Annotated in this window: 16 protein-coding genes; 12 read left to right on the top strand and 4 right to left on the bottom strand. The window is 42.4% G+C overall.

Annotation, left to right across the window (positions count from 1 at the left end; all coding sequences use genetic code 11):
• Window positions 1-194 precede the first annotated feature (194 nt).
• Genes IGI96_RS00905 through IGI96_RS00895 form a run of 3 tightly spaced genes read left to right on the top strand, consistent with a single transcriptional unit; the run spans window position 195 to window position 7,628 of the window.
• Window positions 195-1,316 (top strand): exonuclease SbcCD subunit D, encoded by a 1,122-nt coding sequence (locus tag IGI96_RS00905; protein WP_016610825.1) that lies wholly within the window; start codon window positions 195-197, stop codon window positions 1,314-1,316.
• A gap of 2 nt (window positions 1,317-1,318) precedes the next feature.
• Window positions 1,319-4,447 carry an AAA family ATPase gene (locus IGI96_RS00900; RefSeq protein ID WP_438784785.1) on the top strand — a complete coding sequence of 1,043 codons (3,129 nt, stop codon included), beginning with the start codon at window positions 1,319-1,321 and terminating at the stop codon, window positions 4,445-4,447.
• Between the two features lie 16 nt (window positions 4,448-4,463).
• Window positions 4,464-7,628 carry a DEAD/DEAH box helicase gene (locus tag IGI96_RS00895; RefSeq protein WP_438784784.1) on the top strand — a complete coding sequence of 1,055 codons (3,165 nt, stop codon included), beginning with the start codon at window positions 4,464-4,466 and terminating at the stop codon, window positions 7,626-7,628.
• A gap of 47 nt (window positions 7,629-7,675) precedes the next feature.
• Here the strand turns inward: IGI96_RS00895 and IGI96_RS00890 are convergent, their stop codons facing one another.
• Window positions 7,676-8,410, bottom strand: a complete 735-nt coding sequence (locus IGI96_RS00890) for an HAD family hydrolase (RefSeq protein ID WP_128432182.1) — start codon at window positions 8,408-8,410, stop codon at window positions 7,676-7,678.
• A gap of 244 nt (window positions 8,411-8,654) precedes the next feature.
• Here IGI96_RS00890 and IGI96_RS00885 point away from each other — a divergent pair, with 244 nt between their 5' ends.
• From IGI96_RS00885 to pepF, 5 genes are all read left to right on the top strand, one after another.
• Complete coding sequence (locus IGI96_RS00885) at window positions 8,655-10,391, top strand: ABC transporter ATP-binding protein (RefSeq protein WP_438784783.1); 1,737 nt, start codon at window positions 8,655-8,657, stop codon at window positions 10,389-10,391.
• Window positions 10,392-11,100: 709 nt separating this feature from the next.
• The gene (gene spxA / locus IGI96_RS00880) at window positions 11,101-11,499 is read left to right on the top strand and encodes a transcriptional regulator SpxA (RefSeq protein WP_003127030.1); all 399 of its coding nucleotides are present in this window, start codon (window positions 11,101-11,103) and stop codon (window positions 11,497-11,499) included.
• A gap of 152 nt (window positions 11,500-11,651) precedes the next feature.
• Complete coding sequence (locus IGI96_RS00875; RefSeq protein WP_005229698.1) at window positions 11,652-12,302, top strand: adaptor protein MecA; 651 nt, start codon at window positions 11,652-11,654, stop codon at window positions 12,300-12,302.
• Between the two features lie 100 nt (window positions 12,303-12,402).
• Window positions 12,403-13,392, top strand: coding sequence for a competence protein CoiA (locus IGI96_RS00870; RefSeq protein ID WP_074932954.1), 990 nt, complete (start codon window positions 12,403-12,405; stop codon window positions 13,390-13,392).
• Between the two features lie 68 nt (window positions 13,393-13,460).
• Window positions 13,461-15,278 carry an oligoendopeptidase F gene (pepF, locus tag IGI96_RS00865; protein WP_270288087.1) on the top strand — a complete coding sequence of 606 codons (1,818 nt, stop codon included), beginning with the start codon at window positions 13,461-13,463 and terminating at the stop codon, window positions 15,276-15,278.
• Between the two features lie 130 nt (window positions 15,279-15,408).
• Here the strand turns inward: pepF and IGI96_RS00860 are convergent, their stop codons facing one another.
• Together IGI96_RS00860 and IGI96_RS00855 are read right to left on the bottom strand one after the other, a co-directional pair.
• Window positions 15,409-16,065 carry a ClpXP adapter SpxH family protein gene (locus tag IGI96_RS00860; RefSeq protein WP_074932949.1) on the bottom strand — a complete coding sequence of 219 codons (657 nt, stop codon included), beginning with the start codon at window positions 16,063-16,065 and terminating at the stop codon, window positions 15,409-15,411.
• Between the two features lie 108 nt (window positions 16,066-16,173).
• On the bottom strand, window positions 16,174-16,749 hold the full coding sequence (locus IGI96_RS00855) for a CYTH domain-containing protein (RefSeq protein ID WP_074932947.1): 576 nt from the start codon (window positions 16,747-16,749) through the stop codon (window positions 16,174-16,176).
• Window positions 16,750-16,944: 195 nt separating this feature from the next.
• Between IGI96_RS00855 and IGI96_RS00850 the strand changes: the two genes are divergently transcribed.
• From IGI96_RS00850 to mgtE, 4 genes are read left to right on the top strand one after another with little or no spacing between them, the layout of a single operon-like run.
• Window positions 16,945-17,613, top strand: coding sequence for a GTP pyrophosphokinase (locus IGI96_RS00850; RefSeq protein ID WP_005229708.1), 669 nt, complete (start codon window positions 16,945-16,947; stop codon window positions 17,611-17,613).
• A 5-nt stretch (window positions 17,614-17,618) separates the two neighbouring features.
• The gene (locus IGI96_RS00845; RefSeq protein WP_026008090.1) at window positions 17,619-18,416 is read left to right on the top strand and encodes an NAD kinase; all 798 of its coding nucleotides are present in this window, start codon (window positions 17,619-17,621) and stop codon (window positions 18,414-18,416) included.
• A gap of 4 nt (window positions 18,417-18,420) precedes the next feature.
• Window positions 18,421-19,320, top strand: a complete 900-nt coding sequence (locus IGI96_RS00840; protein WP_270288086.1) for an RluA family pseudouridine synthase — start codon at window positions 18,421-18,423, stop codon at window positions 19,318-19,320.
• Between the two features lie 17 nt (window positions 19,321-19,337).
• Window positions 19,338-20,702, top strand: coding sequence for a magnesium transporter (gene mgtE, locus IGI96_RS00835; protein WP_010749430.1), 1,365 nt, complete (start codon window positions 19,338-19,340; stop codon window positions 20,700-20,702).
• Window positions 20,703-20,755: 53 nt separating this feature from the next.
• On the opposite strand, the gene IGI96_RS00830 is transcribed toward mgtE, so the two are convergent.
• Complete coding sequence (locus tag IGI96_RS00830) at window positions 20,756-21,592, bottom strand: AraC family transcriptional regulator (protein ID WP_270288085.1); 837 nt, start codon at window positions 21,590-21,592, stop codon at window positions 20,756-20,758.
• Window positions 21,593-21,681: the final 89 nt, after the last annotated feature.

Raw genomic sequence — 21,681 nt, 5'->3', positions numbered from 1 at the left:
CATTGTAAATGAAGTGTAATTATATTTCAAGATATAAATTTATAATTGAAAAAACATTTCAACATAATGATGTCAGGTGTTCGCTCTTTTTATCAAAAATGGGTGGTAAGTGAAATTTCGCTGGCAGAGAGATGTCTAACGATCAGGGAAAGTGGTATAATGGTTGGAAGGATATTTTTTAAGAAGGTGAAGAAATGCGCTTTATACATACAGCTGATTGGCACATCGGAAAAAAACTACATGGCTATGATCTGCTGGAGGACCAGCGAGCAATTATCGATCAAATCATTGCGATCGCTTTAGAAGAAAAAGCCGCTGCCATCGTCATTGCAGGTGATCTGTATGATCGTTCCGTTCCCGCTGTCGATGCGGTCAAATTATTGAATGAAAAAATCGCAGAAATCAATCTAACGAATGAACTGCCTTTATTGGCTATCTCAGGAAACCATGATAGCCCAACGCGGCTAGAAACTGGTAGTCAGTGGTTTCAGCAAACGCGTTTTTATCTGTCCACCAGCATCGAACAAAGTTTACAACCGGTCGAGTTTGACGATACACAATTCTTTTTGCTGCCTTATTTTGAACCGATCGAGGCGCGCTTATTTTTTGACGAACCGTTAACGAAAATTTCAGATAGTGTCCAAAGAGTGATCGAGGAGATGACCAAGCACTTTGATTCGTCAAAAAAACAAGTGTTAGTGACCCATTTTTTTGTGGCGGGCGCTAGCCAAACGGATTCTGAAACGAAAATTCAAGTTGGCGGATTGGACAGCGTGCCGACCACAGCTTTTGCACCTTTTGATCGAGTCGTTTTGGGGCATTTACATGCCAATACCGCCCTGAAACATCCGAAAATCGGGTACAGTGGCTCTCCGCTGAAATTTTCCCTTTCTGAACGGACGAACCAAAAAGGGGTCTATCTTGTTGATACTGTAAAAAACACAAATGAATTTATTCCCCTGATACCAAAAAGGGATATCCAGCAACTGACAGCCTCCTTTGAGGAGTTGATCGATCCGGTTTTTTACCGTGAGCTGGATCGTGAGGCGTTTTGGCATTTTCTGCTGACGGATCGTGCTGTGATTCCAAATATGATGAATCAGTTGCGAAAGATCTATCCATTTATTTTGTCTGTCGAACGGTTGAATGGTCGAGAACAGACGAAAAAAAGACAGCTAACGACACGAGAAACCGACCCGCAGGCCTTGATCAGTCATTTTTTTCAAGAGATGACGGGAGATTCATTGCTCGATGCACAAACCAAGTGGATCGAACAAGGATTAAATGAAGCATTTGTCGTGGAAAAGAGGGAATAGTCATGCAACCGAAGTCTTTACAAATGAAAAATTTTGGTCCATTCATTGATGAAAAATTGGATTTTAGTCAGCTGCAAGCTGGCGGTTTGTTTTTGATCAGCGGCAAAACGGGTGCAGGAAAAACGACGATTTTCGATGGCATGACGTTTGCCTTGTTCGGTGAAACATCGGGGAATCTGCGCTCAGGCAAAGAAATGCGCTCGATGTTTGCTTCACCAACCGAAGAGACCAGCGTCACCTTTACTTTTGAACATCAGCGTTTTACCTACCAGATCCAACGGAAACCGGAACAGACCTTAGCAAAAAAACGTGGTGACGGGGTCACCAACCAAACGGCAAAAGTCCAGCTGACGATTTTTGACGCCGAAGGCAAAGAGAAAAAGCAGATCAGTAAACGCACAGAAGTTGATGCATTTATCAAGGATCTGCTGCAGCTGGATGCCAAACAGTTTTTTCAAATCATGATGTTGCCGCAAGGAGAATTTCGTAATTTTTTGATTGCCAGCAGCAATGAGAAAGAACGCGTTTTACGGAATTTATTTGGCACGGAAATGTATCAACAATTTAATGAATGGTTGAAAGAGCAAGTCAAAGCACAAAGTAAAAAGCTTGAGCATCAGCAGCTGCTCGCCTCGCAAATCATGGAGCGCTTTGAATGGGAAGAAGCGCAGGAGGTTTTAACGGTTGCGGAAGGTCTGACTTTGTGGGCGCAGGATTTAGAAAAACAACAGGCGCAGCTTCAGCAGTTATTGCACAAAAAAGACCAAGCGATCCAAGAAATGAAAGCTGCGCAAGACGCTTTTTACCGTGCAAAAGAAATTGAAAATGCACGGATCGAATGGCAAGGTCTACAAGAAAAAGCCCGAGAGCTGCATGCTAAAAAAAACGAGATCGCTCAGAAAAAAGCACAGTTGAACCAGTTGGTGTGGGCGCTTGAACATCAAGAAATCATGCAGCAAAAAGAAGAACGAGTGAAAGAAGCACAGCAAGCTACTCAGCAAATCAACGAAACAAAGCGGCAGCTGCAAGAAATTCAGCAGCAACAAGTAAGCTGGCAAGACCAACGAGCGTTGATTGACGGCATCAAGAAAAAACAGGAAGCTGCTAGTCAAAAAGTTCAACGAATCCAGCAGCAGATCCCGCTAGCACAGCGCACACAAGCGCAGCAAGAAGAAGTGGTGCAACTTGAAAAAGCCGCACAACAACAGACCACCGAATTAACGAAGATAAACCAAGCGCAAGCAAGTGCCAAAGCGCAAGCGCAGCATCTGGCAGAAGAAATCGAAGCATTGCGAGGGTTTCAAGCAGAAGCGGTGAAATTGGTAGAAACGCAGGCTCTGGTAGAAAAATGGCAGCAAGCAAAAGCGCAGTTTCGTGAAGCCGAGCAAAAAGCAGGGGAACAGCAACAAATTCATTCGGAGTTGGTTCTTGAACAACAGCAATTAGCAGCATCCTTGCTGGAGCTGCAAAAAACGTTAAAACAAGAAACCAGTCAAAATGCTCGAATGCAAATTGCTCGGCTTCGTCTTTTGCTGGAAGAAAATGAACCCTGTCCGGTTTGCGGATCCTTGGATCATCCGAATACACAGGAGCACACGACCTATCGCATCGAAGACATCATTGCCAGTGAACAAAGACTGGAGCAAACACAAGAAAAATTGACGAAGATCCAGCAGCAAGTATCGGCAAATCAAACGCTGCAGGAGCAAGCCTCATTGCGAATCAGCGAATGGCAAGCCACCAGTGCTGCTGCGCAGAAGCAAGTGGCATTCGCTTGGACTACAGTTCAACAGGCATTTGCTGCCTTGCAGCCGATAGAAAACCAAGAGACGATTACCGAGGAAACGACGGTAGCGGAACTAAAGAAACGGCAATCTTTCAATCAACAAAAAGCCGCTTCTTATGAAGACGCGCAGAAGAAACATCAGGCAGTAAATGAGAAATTAGCAACGTTAAATGAGTCCTATCAGCAAGTCAGTGAGCAAGCGAAAAAAGCCCAAGAAGCGCGCCAGCTTGCGGAGGGGAAATTGGCTTCTTTACAGGAACAACTTGCAGGCGCAACGTATGAACAATTACAAGCCGATTTAGCAAAAACCAATGGTTTACTGAGGGAATATACGCAACAAATTGAGGCTGATGCCCGACAAGAAGCGCAGCTAAACGAACAGCAAGCGATTCTTTCAGAGAAGCTGAAAAATCTGCAGCAATTTTTTGAAGAAAAGCAAGCGGCTAAGACAAAAGCAGAACAACGACTGACGCAGCGACTTCAAGAAGCTAGTATGACTGAGGAAACGATGCGGGAATTGATTGCCCAAGCCGCTCAAACAACCGTTCTCTCAGAAGAAATCAAAACCTATGAGCAAGAAACGGTGTTTGTACAGCAACGGCTAGCATTGTTAGATGCACAGTTAAAAGAGCAAGCTGCGATCGATTTAAACCAATTGGAAGCTGACTACCTTCAGTTGCAGACCGTGATGGAGGAACTACAGCAAGAAACAGTTCGCAAACAGGAGAAAGTCAACGGAAATCAACGGTTGTTTGACGAGCTGCAGGTCATTTATCAGCAAAATGTCGAAGAACTGGCCCAATTAGGCCAACTTCAGCAGTTGGCAGAAACCATCAACGGTGAAAACGTCAAAAAAACCAGCTTGGAACGGTATGTACTGCAGCAATTTCTGACAGAGATCTTAGAAGTCGCCAATGAACGCTTGGCTCGGTTGACTCGTGGCCGCTATCAATTTGAATTAGCGGATAAAGTCGGGAGCTATCGAAGCTCAACAGGCTTAGAAATTGACATATATGACGATAATGCGGGACAAGTCAGAAGAGCTCATACACTTTCAGGCGGTGAAAGCTTTATTGCTGCCTTAGCGTTGGCGATCTCTTTGGCGGATGTGATCCAGCAACGAGCTGGTGGGATCGAGATCGAAGCCCTCTTTATTGATGAGGGCTTTGGATCGCTTGATGAAGAATCATTGGAAATGGCGATGGAAGCATTAGAAATGATCGAAAATGAAGGGCGCATGATTGGGATCATCAGTCATGTTCGAGAACTGCGGGCAAGAATCCTGCAGCAAGTTTTCGTAGAAACTAACGGCAGCGGGCAAAGCCGGATCCGAATAAAAGAATAAGGAGAGGAGGGCTCTTATGAAGTGGAGTATTCCAGAAAAAGTAATTGAGCGTGGCAGAACGTATGTCAACGAAGATCGCGTCTTATCTGTCACACCAGACAAAGAAAAAAATGTGTGGCACGCAGAAGTATTGGGGACAGAATTGTATTTAGTGACCTTAGATGCTACAGCCAAAGAGGTAGATTATTGCCAATGTCCGTACTGGGAAGAGCATCATTATTGCAAACACACGGTGGCAGTCGAACTTTATCTACGCAAACAAGGGAAAACACGAAAAATCAATGAGCAAACCCCCATCAAAAAAGCCTTTTCTGCTTCAGAGATGTTTTCCAACGGCTTTGCCCGCTTAGGGAGCGAAAAAGAAACGAGCCAACCCTTACAGGTTGAATTTCGGATAGATACCATCGCCACCAATCCTTACCATCAAGAAATGGATATCTTAGGGATTTCCCTCAAAGTCGGCCATCGTGGCACCGCACGGACCTATGTCGTTAAAAACATTTATAAATTTTTGCAGATGTACCAAGAAAACAAGCAGTACGCAGCGAATAAGCAGCAGGCCTTCTTTCTATCTGCGGATGCCTTTGATGAGAAAAATCGAGCCTTGTTGAATCGATTGGCAGGAATCGCGCAAACGCAACAGTTAATCGGGCAAGCAGGCATTCAGATCAGTGGTAAACTTGACAAAAAGTATTTGCTGCTACCAGTTGAGTTCGGCAAAGAATTGTTGTTACAGTTAAACGAAGTCTATACGCAAATAACCATTGGTGAAACAAAAGTCAATGAAGCCGATTTTCAAATCGGTGAACCTTTGTCGTTTTCAGTCACAAAACAAGAGGATCATTTTCCGCTGGAATTCGTGAAAGATTTTGACCATTTACTTAGCTATTATAATTGGGGTCTGCTGGATGGAACCTTTTATGAACTGACTGTCGAACAAAAGGAAATCTATGTCACGATGCAACAGTTGTTTAAACGATTTGAACAGCCAGTCATCGACTATCCGAAAGAAGAACTAGCGAATCTTTTTATGAAAGTATTGCCTTATTTGCGAAAAATCGGGCGTGTCCAAGTAGCACCTGAAGTTCAAAATGAAATCGAAGAGTCTGAATTGAAAGCCGTCTTTTCGTTACGGAAAATCAAAGGACAAGTCGATTTACAAGTAGACTTCACTTATGGAGAAGTCGTTTTTTCAAGTGATGAAAAACATCACTATATGCCAGAAAATCATCCCGAGATTTTACGTGATTTTCAACAAGAAGCACGAATTGAAGCGATTATTGAAACCTTTGGCTATCAAGCGAGCACTAAAAATTGGCAAAAAAGCTTACCTGCGGGGGAACAACTTTATACCTTTTTTACAAGGGAGATCCCTGTTTTAAGGCAATTAGGTGAAGTCCGTATCGGCAAGAAGCTGCGGGAACTTTACCTTGACGCCCAACACCATCGACCAGAAATCGTTATCGAAGAAAATGGTTCTTGGTTGGATATCAAGTTTGATGTCAGCGGCATTCAAGAGTCAGAGATCAATGAGGTCTTGCGCAGCCTGTTACAGTCTGCACAATTTTATACCACTGAAAATGGGCAAGTCCTTTCATTGGAATCGGAAGAGTTTCAAGAAGCAAGTGCTGCCCTGAAAAAATTGCGTCTTTCACTAGAAGCGAAGGATGGGGCGATCCAAGTTCCTTTGAATCAAGGGCTGCTCCTGCAAGAGCAGTTTGCTGATCAAGCCAGCTTTAGCGCCGGTTTTCAGCAGATGACGGAAGACTTGATCCACCCAGAAAACTTTGAGGCGCAGCTGCCAGAAAACTTGCATGCTGAGTTGCGGCAATACCAAGAAGTTGGCTTCCGTTGGTTAAAAATGTTGAGCCACTATCAATTTGGCGGTATCCTTGCCGATGAAATGGGGTTAGGGAAGACCGTTCAGACGATCAGCTATTTACTTTCAGAAAAACAAGAGAAACAAAAATTGAATGCATTGATCGTGGCACCGGCGAGTCTAACACTCAACTGGCAGCAAGAAATCAAACGGTTTGCGCCGACGATTTCCGCGTCTGTCATCAGCGGAACGAAAGAAGAGCGCGAAGGGCAGATGGCGCAGCCAGCGGACGTCCGCATCACTTCTTATGCAAGCTTGCGGCAAGACATTGATGCCTATCAAGCACTAGATCTGACTTGTTTGATTTTAGATGAAGCGCAAATGGTCAAAAACAGTGCGACCAAAACGGCACAGGCCTTGCGCTCGTTGGAAGTTCCACAGCGGTTCGCCCTCAGCGGCACACCGATCGAGAACAATTTAGAAGAATTGTGGTCCTTGTTCCAAATGATCATGCCAGGCTTTTTCCCGAACAAGCAGAAATTTAAAGAACTGTCTACGCAAGAAATTGCGAAAATGATCAAACCCTTTATTTTGCGAAGAGACAAAAAATCCGTGCTGCATGATTTGCCGCAAAAATTGGAAACAAATTATTACAGTGTTTTAACAGAAGAACAAAAGAAAATCTATTTGGCGTACTTGCGGCAAATGCGGGAAGAAATCGCGCAAATGGATTCTACGTCTTTTCGTAAAAATCGAATCAGTGTCTTAGCTGGTTTGACTCGACTGCGGCAAATCTGTTGTGACCCACGATTATTCGTGGAGGATTATGAAGGGTCTTCTGGGAAACTTGAACAGGTCAAAGATTTACTCTTAGCAGCCAAAGAAAATGGGCGTCGTGTGCTGTTATTTTCTCAGTTTACTAGCATGCTTTCGATCATTGAAGAAGAGCTAGCACAAGAAGGGTTTGAGTCCTTTTACTTGCGAGGCAGCACACCGCCGCAAGATCGTTTGACGATGGTCGATGCCTTCAATAGTGGAGAAAAGGACGTCTTCTTGATCTCGTTAAAAGCAGGTGGAACAGGACTGAATCTGACCGGCGCAGACACCGTGATCTTATACGATTTGTGGTGGAACCCGGCGGTGGAAGAACAAGCCGCTGGACGAGCTCATCGGATCGGTCAAAAAAATGTTGTCGAAGTCTGGCGAATGATTGCTGAAGGAACTATTGAAGAACGAATGGATGCGTTGCAACAAGAAAAACGTGAGCTTTTCCAAAAAGTGATCCAAGGCAATGAAACACAGCTTCAACAAATGACAGAAGAAGATATTCGCTTGATATTGAGTATCGGCGAAGAAAGTTAGCCAATCAAAAAGATGGACCTGCCGCAGGAGCGAAGGTCCATCTTTTTTTAGTTATACATGTATGCAGGCACTTGCATCAGTGTGTCAATACTGTCTTGCAGCTGTGAAAAAGCAGTGATCGATGCATCGGGTAAGTCTTCCAATCCACTAGGCGCTTGACGGAGACGATGATTGAACCACAAAGCTTGCCAACCGGCTTTCTTACAGCCAACCACGTCATTATCAAAATTATCACCAACGTACAGTGTGGTTTCCGGATCAAGCGCAAAGGCGGTTTCTGCCAATTGGAAAATTTCTAGTTGCGGCTTTTGATAACCAGTTGCTTGTGAAATGATCATATGCTTTGGTTTGATCCATCGAGTCAGTTGCAACTGATCCAATTTTTTTTGCTGGTGGTCAGTGGGACCATTGGTAATAATTCCTAGTTTGACTGGCAATGTGGACAAATAGTTCAAAGTTGACTCAACTTCAGGATGCAGCGTGATGGCATCTAGTTCTTGTTCATAACACAGCTGAAATTTACAGCTTTCTTCCATTGTAATAGGTAAGTACCCTAAATCCGTTAATGAATGGGTCAGTCGAAAATAGCGAAAATGATCTAGCGTCCATTCATTTGCCAATACCCGTCCAAACTGCTCGTCACTGTGCACCCGAAATCGTAAGTAAAGAGCAGTTAAATCTTTGTGGGCTATTTGTGGGAAACAGGAGGTTACGGCATTGCGAAATGGTTGTTGCTGGTCATATAAGGTATCATCGACATCAAAAAGAATACTAGTGATCAAAAAAGACACGCCTTTCAGAATTAGTGAAAATTTTCAGTTTGTTTTCGAATCAATCATAAGCCATTATTCCTGTAAAAAAAAGAGGGAAATCCCTGTAAAATAAAGGTTTTATTTACTGTTTTTAGAAATCCGCGTCTTTATAGGTTTTCAAAATTATAGTGAATTTTACCCATTTTCACATGTTTCTCATTTTGCATTTCTACTGAGAGTTGCTTATAATGATAGCTATTGAGGAGGGGGAAATGTGTTAAAAAGGTTTTTTCGTTATTATCGACCGTATCGGTCACTATTTATACTCGACTTTACTTGTGCGGTATTTGCTGGTTTATTGGAACTAGCCTTTCCAGTTGCCGTCAACCAAGTAATCGATAAGATCATGCCCCAGAACAACTTTCGCCTAATACTGTTGGCTTGCTTAGGCTTGTTCTTGTTTTATGTGATCAATACTGTGTTGCAATATATCGTGGTTTTTTATGGTCATAAACTTGGGGTCAATATTGAAACTGATATGCGTCAAGAGTTATTTCGACATCTGCAAACGCAATCTTTTGAATATTATGATAATCAAAAGACTGGCAAGCTGATCAGTCGTTTGACTTCGGATCTCTTTGAGATTTCTGAAGTCGCTCACCATGGGCCAGAAGATGTTTTTATTACCATCATGACTTTGGTCGGTTCATTCCTATTGATGTTAAATATGCATGTTCAATTAGCTGTGGCAACATTTGCGTTGATTCCCTTGATCACGATCGCCTTGGTTTTTTTCAATAAGAAAATGACCAAAGTCAACACACAGATCTATGATAATCTCGGTGAGTTCAACGCCGGAGTGGAAGCATCTGTCAGTGGCATTCGAGTGACACAATCATTTGCCAATGAAACGTTTGAACATAAACGCTTTGACGGGTTAAGTGAGATTTATCGGCAGTCTAAGATCCTTTTTTATAAGGTAATGGCAATCAGTTCAGCGTACAATTATTTCTTGATTCGGTTGATCAACTTGTTTGCTCTGATCTTTGGTGCCTACTACGTGATTCGAGGTGAACTGACGAACGGTCAGTTCGTAGGGTTTATTTTATTGTCAAATGTCTTTGTTAGACCAATTGAGAAGGTTAATACGATGATCGAAAGCTATCCGAAAGGAATCGCTGGCTTCAAACGCTTGACCGAAGAGTTGGATAAAGAACCGACGATCAAAGACAAGCCAGGGGCACGGGCAGTAACTTCCTTAAAGGGAGACATCGTCTACCATGATGTTTCTTTTTCCTATGCGGATGCGACGAAAGTCTTGAATCACATCGACTTGTCGATCAAAGCGGGTGAGACGATCGCCTTCGTTGGACAAAGTGGTTCAGGGAAAACAACGTTATGCAACTTGTTGCCGCGGTTTTATGAAGTCACGGAAGGCGCCATTACGATTGATGGCATCAATATTCAGGAGATGACCTTGGCATCTTTACGTCAGCAGATTGGTACGGTGCAGCAAGATGTTTTTCTTTTCCCAGGAACGATTCGAGAAAATATTGCTTATGGCAAACTTGATGCAACAGAAGAGGAGATTTTAAAGGCAGTCAAATTGGCACACTTAGAAAAAGTCATTGATCAAATGACGGATGGCTTGGATACGGTCATCGGTGAACGAGGCGTCAAATTATCCGGTGGCCAAAAGCAGCGAGTAGCGATTGCTCGGATGTTCTTGAAAAATCCGCCGATTCTGATTTTAGATGAAGCAACTTCAGCGTTAGATACCGAAACGGAACAAGTGATCCAAGAATCATTGAATTCTTTGGCAGATGGGCGTACAACCTTGATCATTGCCCATCGCCTCGCAACGATCAAACATGCAACACGAATCATTGTCGTTAGTGAGAAGGGGATCTTAGAAGAAGGAACCCATGAAGAGTTGATGGCGAGAAAAGGGCATTATCGTGCATTGCATGATGCTCAATTTGCTCGTGACCGAGAACCAACACTCGCTTAGAAGAAAGACATGGTAAACGATCAGTTCAAGAATAGTACAGTCTATTATGCTTTGTCAGTGACCAAGCAACAAATTGGCTGGCTTCTTGGATTGATCGTTTTTTACTGAGTTTTTTGTGAGAAACCCTTTTCATTTATAAGCAGATGTTCATTTCTGCAGCTGTTTTATAGCAGATTATGACAGAAATGCTTCTATGGTTTTCTGATTAAAAAGGAATGTGATACAATAAAACCAAGAAGAAAGAGAGTGGTTGCGATTACTCGCACAAAAAAATAACATTCATTTTCCTTGTAGCGCGATCGTTTCTCGGCAAAGGAAGGATCGTGAAAAAATTCTTTTGAAAACGATTGAGCGACTGCCTTGGTTTTTCTCTCAGTTTTTGATTACATCTGTAATTGTCGAAGAGAAATTAAAAAACGTTGCCTTCTCTTAAAAGAATATTTTAATATTCTGACATCTTTTTGATACACCTTTGACACACTGTTGTATAAAAGAAGTAATATTAAAAAAAAATTTGAGTTTTCTCATTTAAAAATAAACATTTTGAAGGAAACCTTTTGCCTTAAAGGTTTCGCTTTTAATATAACTTTCGAGTTTTATTAAAAAATATGAGATTTAGACTAGATTTTTTTTAGTTAAACCTGTATAATTGAAATCAAGCGAGGGAACAGGACTTGCTTGATTGAAAATTAAAAAGGAGAGATGCACGTTGTTGACACTATACACTTCCCCAAGTTGCACATCTTGTCGCAAAGCTCGTGCGTGGTTACAAGAGCACGAAATCCCTTTTGTTGAAAGAAATATTTTTTCAGAACCGTTAAATATTTCTGAGCTTAAGGCAATTCTTCAAATGACAGAAGATGGCACAGAAGAAATTATTTCCACCAGATCCAAAGTATTCCAAAAGTTGAATATGGATCTAGATGACCTGCCCCTAAAAGATTTATTGACACTTGTTCAAGAAAACCCAGGATTATTGCGTCGTCCGATCATGATTGATGAAAAACGATTGCAAGTTGGGTTCAACGAAGATGAAATTCGTCGGTTCTTACCTAGGGATGTTCGCCAACTGGAACTAAGACAAGCGCAATTAATGGCAGGATTATAAATTTGACTTCATCGACTCGCTTTCTCTTTGAAAGTGAGTCTTTTTTTGAGTTTTTACGTTTTTCTTAAGAGGATATTCGTTTTCTCTTTACTTTTTATCAGGTTTCGATACAATGAACCTATAGTGAGTAGCAAAAGTGAGGTGTAGCTAATATGGAAATGGAACATATCAATGAGAACACCATTCGTGTATTGATCAAAAGTGAAGACTTAGCTGCGAGAGGCATCACTTTTCTTGACCTTCTAGGAAATCACAATGAAATTGAAAACTTCTTTTACAGTATTCTTGAAGAAGTTGATATTGACGAAGAATTTAAGGGCAGTGAAGCTGTAACTTTCCAAGTCTTGCCTAAAGGCGATGGGTTAGAATTGTTTATTAGCAAAAATCTTCCACCAGAAGGAATGGAAAATTTTGATGAGATGAACGATGAAGCGAATGAAGACATTACCGACATGTTGAAAAAGCATGTGGCGGCTCAATTACAAGAGTCGGAGCAAGCAGAAGACATCGGCAATCGTTTTGTATTCGAGTTGTTGCGATTCGAAGATATGATTCAATTGGCATCCGAAGTATATTTGGATTCCGTTGCAACCAATCTTTACCAAATGGGTAACCATTATTATATTGAAATTCGATTCATGGATGCAGAGGTTACTGATATTGAAGTGGAAAATGCACTTTCTTATTTGATGGAATTTGCCCAACGGACATCAGTGACGCCAGAGGTTTTATCTGAATATGGTCAGTTGATCATGGAAAACGATGCACTTGAATTGACTCGTTTCTACTTCAAGAATGATTAATGAATGAAATTCATTTCCAGCCAAGAACATGTTGCTAATGTTCTTGGCTTTTTCAATTGTGTTTGATGAAAATGGCGTATCTTTTGTTGAGGTGAGTTAGATGCTGAAAGCATTGAACCAAAGAAAAGAAGTCATTGCAGCGAAAGGGAGAAAGAAAGCATCAGGTCCTTTTTATTGCCCAGGGTGTCACCAAGAAGTGACTTTGCGGCAAGGAACCAAACGACAGCCCCACTTTGCCCATCAAGCAACTGCTGATTGTCAGACTTACAGCGAAGGGGAGACGAAGGAACACTTGGAAGCCAAACAACTATTGTTTGAATGGTTTCAAGATACAGGGATTGAGATCGAAGCCTTTTTGCCTAAACTCCAACAGCGTCCTGACCTTTGTTATAAGAATATCGCCATTGAAGTACAGTGTTCTTCCCTCAAGTTTTCACGATTTCTTGAAAGAACCAGCACGTATTTAGCAAACGGCTATCGACCATGGTGGATCTTAGGGGAGAAATTGCATCCGAAACGCCAATGGTCACTTTTGGCAAAAGCCTGCTGTAGTTATCAGGCAACTGGTTTTTGTTTGTGGCTGATTGATACGCAAAATCAATCCTTAATGAAGTTAGAACAAATCAACTGGCACTATCAAGAAGGAGTCAGCAGTCAACAAAGCGATGCTCGAAAAGGGGCGCCTTACCATAAAGAAACTCTTCGCCCTTTGTGCAAAGGACAAAGATCAAACCATCACCGTCCTTCTGAGTGGCTTGCTGCAGACTATCAGGTATGGTTGATACAAAAACTGCGAAAGAACCTGCCAAAAATCCGTGTGATCCAAGAAATATTGTATCCGTTAAAAGGCAATGTCTCCCAGCTGCCTATGTGGTGCTATTGTAAAAGCAGCTTTGGCATTTTATTTGAGCATCGAATATTGGTTTTTCGCTTTCTTTATTTAAGTGACTGTCCACTTCGTTTTGATCAATGGGTAGCACGGCTGCGGCAGCTGGATTGGCAATGGCAATTCCCGTTACTGGATCAACGGGAAATTTTGCGCGGACTCTTTCAAGAATGCCAATATTTAGAAAATTCGGTTTCTTTTTAAGCCAATGATTTGGTTTCACTGAAAAGTATGATAAGATATTTTTAACCAATGAACAAGGAGTGAAGGGAATGTCAGAAACAAAACAATTACCAGCACGTGAATCGATTCCAGTCGAAAAAACGTGGGACTTAACGAAAATCTATGCCGATGATGCGGCTTTTGACATAGAATTTCAAGAGATCCAAGCACAAGTCAAAGAAGCAAGTCGTTACCAAGGCACTTTAGCCGATGGGCCGCAAGCCTTCTTATCCGTATTAGAATTTGTTTTAGCGCTTTCTCGTCGTTTAGAGAAACTCTATGTATACAGTCATTTGAAAAACGATCAAGATACTGCCAATACGACGTATCAAGGCTTGTATGCAAAAGCAAGTAACTTGGTTGCGCAAGTAAGTGAAGCCGTTGCTTGGTTTGATCCTGAGCTATTGACAATGTCTGATGAAACGATTTGGGGCTATTTCGATCAAGAGCCGAAACTAGCTGTTTATCGTCATATGATCGAAAAAACCATCAACGAGCGTCCACATGTCTTGCCAGCGGAGCAAGAAGCGTTATTAGCTGGTGCTGGCGAAATTTTTGGGGCACCTGGCAACATTTTTTCTGTTTTAAACAATGCTGATTTGGATTTTCCAGTAGTTGAAGACGAAAACGGGGAAAAAGTGCAGTTATCTCATGGTGTATACGGTGAGTTGATGGAAAGCACGGATCGGTCTGTCCGTGAAGCAGCCTTTAAAGGGCTTTATGGTGTCTATGAGCAATTCCGCAATACCTTTGCCCAAACATTAAGCACCAATATCAAAGCCCATAACTTTAAAGCAAAAGCCCGCAAATTTGATTCGGCACGGCAAGCCGCTTTGAGTGCTAACCACATTCCTGAAAGTGTCTACGATACATTAGTGGATGTCGTCAATCAGCACCTGCCATTGTTGCATCGTTATATGGCATTAAGAAAACGCCTGTTGGCTGTCGATACGTTGCATATGTATGATGTTTATACGCCGATTTTAGGGGAAGCACCCATTCGATATACCTATGAAGAAGCGGTCGAAAAAGCGAAAGAAGCGTTAAAACCATTAGGTGAAGAATACCTTGCGGTGGTTGAAGAAGCCTTCAGCAATCGGTGGATCGATGTCGTTGAAAACAAAGGCAAACGCAGTGGCGCGTATTCTTCTGGTGCCTATGACACGCTGCCATATATCCTGATGAACTGGAATGATCGATTGGATCAACTCTTTACTCTTGTTCATGAAATGGGACACAGTGTGCATAGTTACTTTACACGTAATAACCAGCCTTATGCCTATGGGGATTATTCGATCTTTTTAGCGGAAATCGCTTCAACCACCAATGAAAATATTTTGACAGAGTATATGCTGCAGACTGAAACAGATCCACGGGTCAAAGCTTATATCTTGAATCATTTTCTCGATGGCTTCAAGGGAACGATTTTCCGTCAAACGCAATTTGCCGAGTTTGAACACTTCATGCACGTGGAAGATGCGAAAGGAACACCGTTGACCAGTGAGTTCTTAAGCGAGAACTATGCCGAGTTAAATGCAAAATACTACGGACCTTCTGTTGAAAAAGATCCTGAGATTCGTCTTGAGTGGTCACGCATTCCGCATTTCTATTACAATTACTATGTTTACCAGTATTCAACCGGATTTTCGGCAGCTTCTGCTTTAGCGAAGAAAATCTTAGCAGGTGAACCAGATGCCTTAACCAACTATTTGAACTATTTGAAAGCTGGACGCAGTGATTATCCAATCGAAGTCATGAAAAAAGCGGGCGTCGATATGACAAAAGCAGATTATATTGAAGACGCGATGAAAGTATTTGAGCAACGCTTGAATGAATTGGAAGAACTCGTCAAAGAAATTGAAGCATAATTGAAAAGCGAACCAATCCGTGAAGGATTGGTTTGTTTTTTTGTTTGTCCACAATAAAAAACGCTGCGCAGCGAGCCAAATACAAGATCATCGTTTGGCTCGCTGCGCAGCGTCGCTATTGAATAGGGTTTCATAAAAGAATCAACCCGCGATCAATTTCATGAATAGTGGAAAGTTTTGGTGCTTTCAAAGACTGAGCTTTTTGCAAAAATGTATCGAGTTCTGTTGCTGTACCACAGACGAGCGGAAGACTTCTCAGTTCCTCTGATCCTTCTAAAAGGACCCCATATTCTTCTTCACTTGAAAAATCATACACCACAGCAGAGGGTGTGATCGTGATGCCCATATCTTTGGCTACACGCTGATCGGTGGCAAAGTTCTTTTTCACTAGCTCAGAGGATCGATCTTCTAGGAACATCTCTAAATCACCATTCGTTTCAGAAAATAATTCTTTCACTAAGGCATCGCTATATTCTTGTCTTTCGATCCCTATCCGTTGTTGCAGTTTCAACAAGAAATCCCGCGCAATTTTTTTTCCTTGCAACTGAGCTGCCTTATAGTCCAGTGATGCAGCATAGATTTGGTTGGTCTGTTCATTTCGCAAGACCAAATCCGCCTTATTCATGGACAAATAGTCCATTGAGACACCTACGGAAAACAAGTTAACGAAAGGTAGAATCTGCAAATGGATTTTTTTGCGGCTGGTGTTTAATTTATTGAGAATCTCTTTTTCGATATCATAACAAATAGGCCCAATCGGATTAATAAATAAAAACAGTTCGATCATTTGAATCTCTCCCCAATTAAGATTCTTTTGTACCTTGAAAAACAAAATAAGTATGTTTTATTAAATATAGCAAAAAAACGCGAAAAAAGTAAGCAAAAGGACAGCTTACTATGATTTTTCTTCAACGGCTCGGATGATCTTGTTTTTCGCTGGTCGATAAGGAACGCCAAAGAAACGTAACAAGGAGTGAAAGGCATCTTTCCCTTTAATCGGCTCGTTGACTTCTAACTCCAACTCATAATCATGCTGTTGACCATACCAGCTTTCATCTAACGCGAGCAATCCTTCTTCAATCGGAAATTCCGCCCGTTTCGTTTTTAATGCTGCGATCATACGTAACGTGTCAGGCTCGATACCTGCCGCTCTTAGGCGCTGAGCAACGATACCCGTAGGTAGAATTTTTTCTGAAGCAATCAATGAAGCTGCGGACGTTTTCGTTAAAGGATCAGTCGTCTCTAATAACCCGTGCTCAATGGGGGTTTTTAGCGTTAATTCCGCATTGGTAGCAGTCGTGCGAATACGCAAGCCAAATTGCTTATCCCGCAGCTTATGATCTGCCGTATCAAAATAGTAATTGGTTTGTATCTTAAATGCTTCTTCTGACAAATTGTAATAAGCAAGCAGCTGGTGGTATTCTTTTTCCGTCAACATCGTCTTGTATTCGATCTCTACTTGTTCGCCCATCGTTTCTCACTCTCTTTCTATTGCAATCATAGTGTACGCTGTTTCAGCTATTCCGTCAAAGAAACCAAACAAAGAAAAGCTGAGACGTTGGGGAGAGACAAAAAATCTTTTGTTTCTGCTCTTCTGTTCATTCAGTTTTATTCCAAGAGTATGGTAGAATAAGAGGTATGTTATGAACAGAATCGAGGGAGAAGAATGATTCGTGATTGGGAAGAATTCTTAGCGCCTTATGAACAGGCGGTTTCAGAATTAAAAGTAAAATTAAGAGGCATACGAAAACAATATCGGGAACAAAACAAGCATGTTCCCATTGAATTTGTCACTGGGCGGGTCAAGCCAGTGGATAGCATTTTAACGAAAAGTAAATTACGTGGGATTGCTTTGGATCGGCTTGAAGAAGAGATGTCTGATATCGCTGGCTTGCGAATCATGTGTCAATTTGTGGAAGACATTCACCAAGTCGTTGAACTCTTACGAACACGCAAAGACATGAAAGTGATCATTGAACGGGACTATATCACCAATAAAAAAGCCAGTGGCTACCGTTCGTATCATCTAGTGATCGAATATCCCGTTCAACTGATCGACGGGGAAAAAATTATTCTAGCTGAGATTCAAATTCGGACACTAGCGATGAATTTTTGGGCAACGATCGAACATTCACTAAACTACAAATACCAAGGGGAATTTCCCGCAGAAATCAGTGAACGACTGCGTCGGTCGGCAGAAGCCGCCTATCAGCTAGATGAAGAAATGTCCAATATCCGTGAAGAGATCCAAGAGGCACAACGGTTATTTTCACATGGGAAAGGCAAGCGAGGCGGACATGATCAGAACCCGTTGCCAAAGGGGGAAACGGAATGAAAGGTATCCGCGTGGCAATCGTCCATAATCAAGAAAGCAAGTCGGTAGAAGTGACAAAGCGTTTAACTACGCTTTTAGAACAGTCAGAAAATAAGATCGATCAAGACAATCCTGAATTAGTGATTTCTGTTGGGGGAGATGGCACGCTCCTTTCTGCTTTTCACTTGTACAATCATAAGTTGGATCAAGTACAGTTTTTAGGCGTCCATACGGGTCATCTCGGCTTTTACACGGACTGGCGAGATTATGAATTGGAAGAACTAGTCGAGTCATTATGCAATGACCATCAAAAAAGCGTCAGCTATCCGTTATTAGATGTCCGTATCACGTATGCGAATGGAAAATCAGACAAGCATTTCCTAGCATTGAATGAATCAACGATCAAGCGCGGCAATCGAACGATGGTTGCCGATATTTCTATTAAAGAAGACCTCTTTGAAAAGTTTCGCGGCGATGGCTTATCGATCTCAACGCCCACCGGCTCCACTGCTTATAACAAGAGTGTTGGTGGGGCAGTCTTGCACCCAAGTATCAATGCCTTTCAATTGGCAGAGATTGCTTCGTTGAACAATCGTGTCTTTCGGACCCTTGGTTCGCCGATCGTCGTGGGTCACCATGAATGGGTCAAAGTACAACTGCAGCAAAGCACCGACTATTTAGTGACGATCGATCAGTTTACCATCGAACAAGAAGAAATCGATGCTATCTATTACCGTATTGCCGATGAACGGATTCATTTTGCGTCTTATCGGCATATGCATTTTTGGAATCGGGTCAAAGATTCCTTTATTGGAGAAGAATAAACCCATGGAATTTACGTATCACTATACTGGACAAGGACAGCAAGTCAAATACTTTTTGAAGGAACAGGGGGTGTCCAAAGGACTGTTAGCAAAAATCAAATTTCAAGGCGGAAAGATATTTGTCAACGATCACGAGCAAAACGTCTTGTTTTCTTTGGCGCAAAATGATAGGGTAACTATTGTAATTCCTCCTGAAGGGGAACATGAGACGATGCTGGCTGACCCGACACCGATTGAGATCGTGTATGAAGATGCCCATCTGTTAGTCGTGAATAAGCCAGCAGGCATCTCATCGATCCCTGCGCAATATCATCCGACTGGCACGATGGCCAATCGCGTCAAGGCCTACTATCAAGCGCAGCACTATGAAGATCAAGTGATTCATGTAGTCACGCGGTTAGACCGTGACACATCAGGACTGATGCTTTTTGCAAAACATGGGTTTGCCCATGCGAAGCTGGATAGCCAGTTGCGAAAGAAGCAGGTCGTAAAAAAATATCAAGCCCTCGTTGCTGGTGAACTGACCGCACTTTCTGCCCATGGTGAAATTGAGCTGCCGATTGCTAGAGACCTGACGTCACTATTGAAACGCAAGGTCAGTGACGAAGGAAAAGAAGCACGGACGGAGTATTGGCTAAAACAACGCAATTCAGATTGCGCTTTAGTTGATATTCAGTTACACACAGGCAGGACGCATCAAATAAGGGTCCATTTTTCTGCAATCGGTTGTCCTTTATTAGGAGACGAGATGTATGGCGGTACAATGGCTCTTGGGATCAAACGACAAGCATTACACTGCTGTCAGCTGCAATTTCAGCATCCCTTTACGAATGAACCGTTGGCTTTTAAGCTGCCCTTACCAGCAGACATGGCCGCTGTTTGCTCAGCCATGGATAGGCAATAACAAATGAGGTGAAGAGATTGGATGAAAATCAAGAATTAACTGAACGGTTTGATCAACTGAATCAAGCATTAAAAGACAATGATATCCAGGGATTTCGTGAGGCGTTCTTGGATCTGCATATCTACGAGCAGGGTCAGTTCTACCAATCTCTAGAAGCAGCCGATCGACAAATCGTCTATACGTATCTTTCCCCGAAAGAATTGGCAGACATGTTTGACGTCATTGAAGAAGATGATGAACACATGGTGGACTATCTTTCAGAGATGCGCCCTGCCTATGCGGCTGATATGTTGGCGCAAATGTATACCGATAATGCGGTTGACCTGCTGAATACTCTGGATAAAAAACAAACAGCAAAATATTTGAGTTTGATGACCGCTGAAGCTGCTAGCGAAATCAAAGAGCTGCTGCACTATGAAGATGAAACTGCTGGATCGCTGATGACTACCGAGTTTGTTTCCATTGTTGCCAACCAAACGGTTCGTTCAGCGATGTATGTCTTAAAAAATGCCGCAGATGTTGCCGAGACGATTTACTATATTTACGTCGTGGATACTGATAATAAGCTTGTGGGCGTTATTTCTTTAAGAGACTTGATCATCAATGATGAAGATACCATGATCGCTGATATTTTGAACGAGCGGGTGATGTCGGTTCATGTTGGAGATGACCAAGAGGATGTCGCTCAGACCTTCCGAGATTATGACTTTCTCGCATTGCCAGTCACTGATTATGACGATCACCTATTAGGGATCGTGACCGTCGATGATATCATCGACGTTATCGATGATGAAGCAGCCAGTGACTACTCTGGTTTGGCAGGGGTCAATGTGGAAGAAGTCAGTGAGAACCCGATCAAAGCGTCTTCGAGACGCTTGCCTTGGCTTATCACCTTACTCTTTCTCGGAATGGCCACCGCCAGTCTGATCAGTCATTATGAAGAGTTGGTCAGCGAAGCAAGTATTCTCGCTGTTTTTATCTCACTGATCACCGGGACCGCCGGTAATGCTGGTACCCAATCCTTAGCCGTAGCCGTTCGTCGTCTGGCGATCAATGATGACAAAGAAAACAGCTTTATGAAGACGGTGGTAGGTGAAGTGCTGACGGGACTGTTCACAGGTGCCATCACGGGGTTGACGATTTTTGCTATCGTAGCTGTCTGGAAACAAAATCCGATTCTAGGGTTTGTGATTGGGATGGCGATGATGTGTGCCATCACAGTAGCCAACTTAGCGGGAAGTTTGATCCCGATGCTGATGGACAAGCTGGGGTTTGATCCAGCAGTGGCAAGTGGTCCGTTTATCACGACCCTTAGCGATTTGACCAGTGTTTTGATCTACTTCAACATTGCCAGTCTTTTTATGAACTATTTTATTCAATGAACAAAGAGCAAGCCGATGATTCTTCATTCGAAGGAAGGTCATCGGCTTGCTCTTTAATTTTTTGGTTTTGGCAATACCCCAGAAGGAGAGACACCATAAAGTTTTTTAAAAGACTTGCTAAAGTGATAAGCATCCTGATAGCCCACAGCAGAGGCGACTTCTTTGATCGTGAGGTTTTCATTTTTTAACATGTCTTTGGCACGCTTTAAGCGAATCTCAATCAAGTAGTTGATGGGACTGACACCCGTCGCCTCTTTAAAAATCTTTGAAAGGTACGTCGGGCTGAGAAATTGATCCTGTGCGAGCTTCTCCAACGTGATTTCTTCTTTGTAATGATTTTCCAAGTAATAGACCGTATAGTTGACGATCTGTTGTTGTCGTCGTTGGCTTTTGGAAAGGTAAGGCACGACATTGATATGGTCTTCATTTAGTCCACGTAAAATGTAGACGAGCATCTCCATCAAAACAGCCTTTTGCATCAATTGAAACTCATCCCGCTCTTCACTGCTTTCTCTCACCAACTGCCAGGCTTTTTCCAAAACTTGATGATGGTATTTGCCTAGCTCCAACAAGGGGTGTTTGTTCGGGAAAAAATTCCGTTTAAAGCCTTCCAAAGAAATATTTTTCAAACCAATATGCAGCTGATGGGAGCGAGTGCCCTTAGACTGCAATTCGCAGTGATCGATGCCAGGATTGAAAAGCATGACGCTGCCAGCACGGATTTTTTTCGCTGGTTCTTTTTCAAAATAATAGGTACTTTCTCCTTCTAACAAGACGCTGATTTCTAAAAAGTCATGATGGTGCATTTCGCCATGACTTTCTGATTGTGTCCATGGGTCAAAGAGATAGATGATTTCTGGATTAAACGTGCGAGGGTTAACTAAATTCATGGCTGATTCACTCCAATTGGGTGCTTATTTCCTGTAAAAAAAGGGAATGGTACTTCTTACTAATATTTTACATCAAAATGAGTAAGGAA

Source organism: Enterococcus sp. DIV0421 (assembly GCF_051713745.1).
Taxonomy (GTDB): Bacteria; Bacillota; Bacilli; order Lactobacillales; family Enterococcaceae; genus Enterococcus_D; species Enterococcus_D casseliflavus.
This window is presented reverse-complemented; position numbering and strand designations above follow the sequence as displayed.

Bases quoted from the DNA above. Each gene is read 5' to 3' on its own strand.
- IGI96_RS00905 (WP_016610825.1), top strand. From the start codon at position 195: ATGCGCTTTATACATACAGCTGATTGGCACATCGGAAAAAAACTACAT.
- IGI96_RS00900 (WP_438784785.1), top strand. From the start codon at position 1,319: ATGCAACCGAAGTCTTTACAAATGAAAAATTTTGGTCCATTCATTGAT.
- IGI96_RS00895 (WP_438784784.1), top strand. From the start codon at position 4,464: ATGAAGTGGAGTATTCCAGAAAAAGTAATTGAGCGTGGCAGAACGTAT.
- IGI96_RS00875 (WP_005229698.1), top strand. From the start codon at position 11,652: ATGGAAATGGAACATATCAATGAGAACACCATTCGTGTATTGATCAAA.
- IGI96_RS00870 (WP_074932954.1), top strand. From the start codon at position 12,403: ATGCTGAAAGCATTGAACCAAAGAAAAGAAGTCATTGCAGCGAAAGGG.
- pepF (WP_270288087.1), top strand. From the start codon at position 13,461: ATGTCAGAAACAAAACAATTACCAGCACGTGAATCGATTCCAGTCGAA.
- IGI96_RS00860 (WP_074932949.1), bottom strand. From the start codon at position 16,065: ATGATCGAACTGTTTTTATTTATTAATCCGATTGGGCCTATTTGTTAT.
- IGI96_RS00855 (WP_074932947.1), bottom strand. From the start codon at position 16,749: ATGGGCGAACAAGTAGAGATCGAATACAAGACGATGTTGACGGAAAAA.
- IGI96_RS00850 (WP_005229708.1), top strand. From the start codon at position 16,945: ATGATTCGTGATTGGGAAGAATTCTTAGCGCCTTATGAACAGGCGGTT.
- IGI96_RS00840 (WP_270288086.1), top strand. From the start codon at position 18,421: ATGGAATTTACGTATCACTATACTGGACAAGGACAGCAAGTCAAATAC.
- IGI96_RS00830 (WP_270288085.1), bottom strand. From the start codon at position 21,592: ATGAATTTAGTTAACCCTCGCACGTTTAATCCAGAAATCATCTATCTC.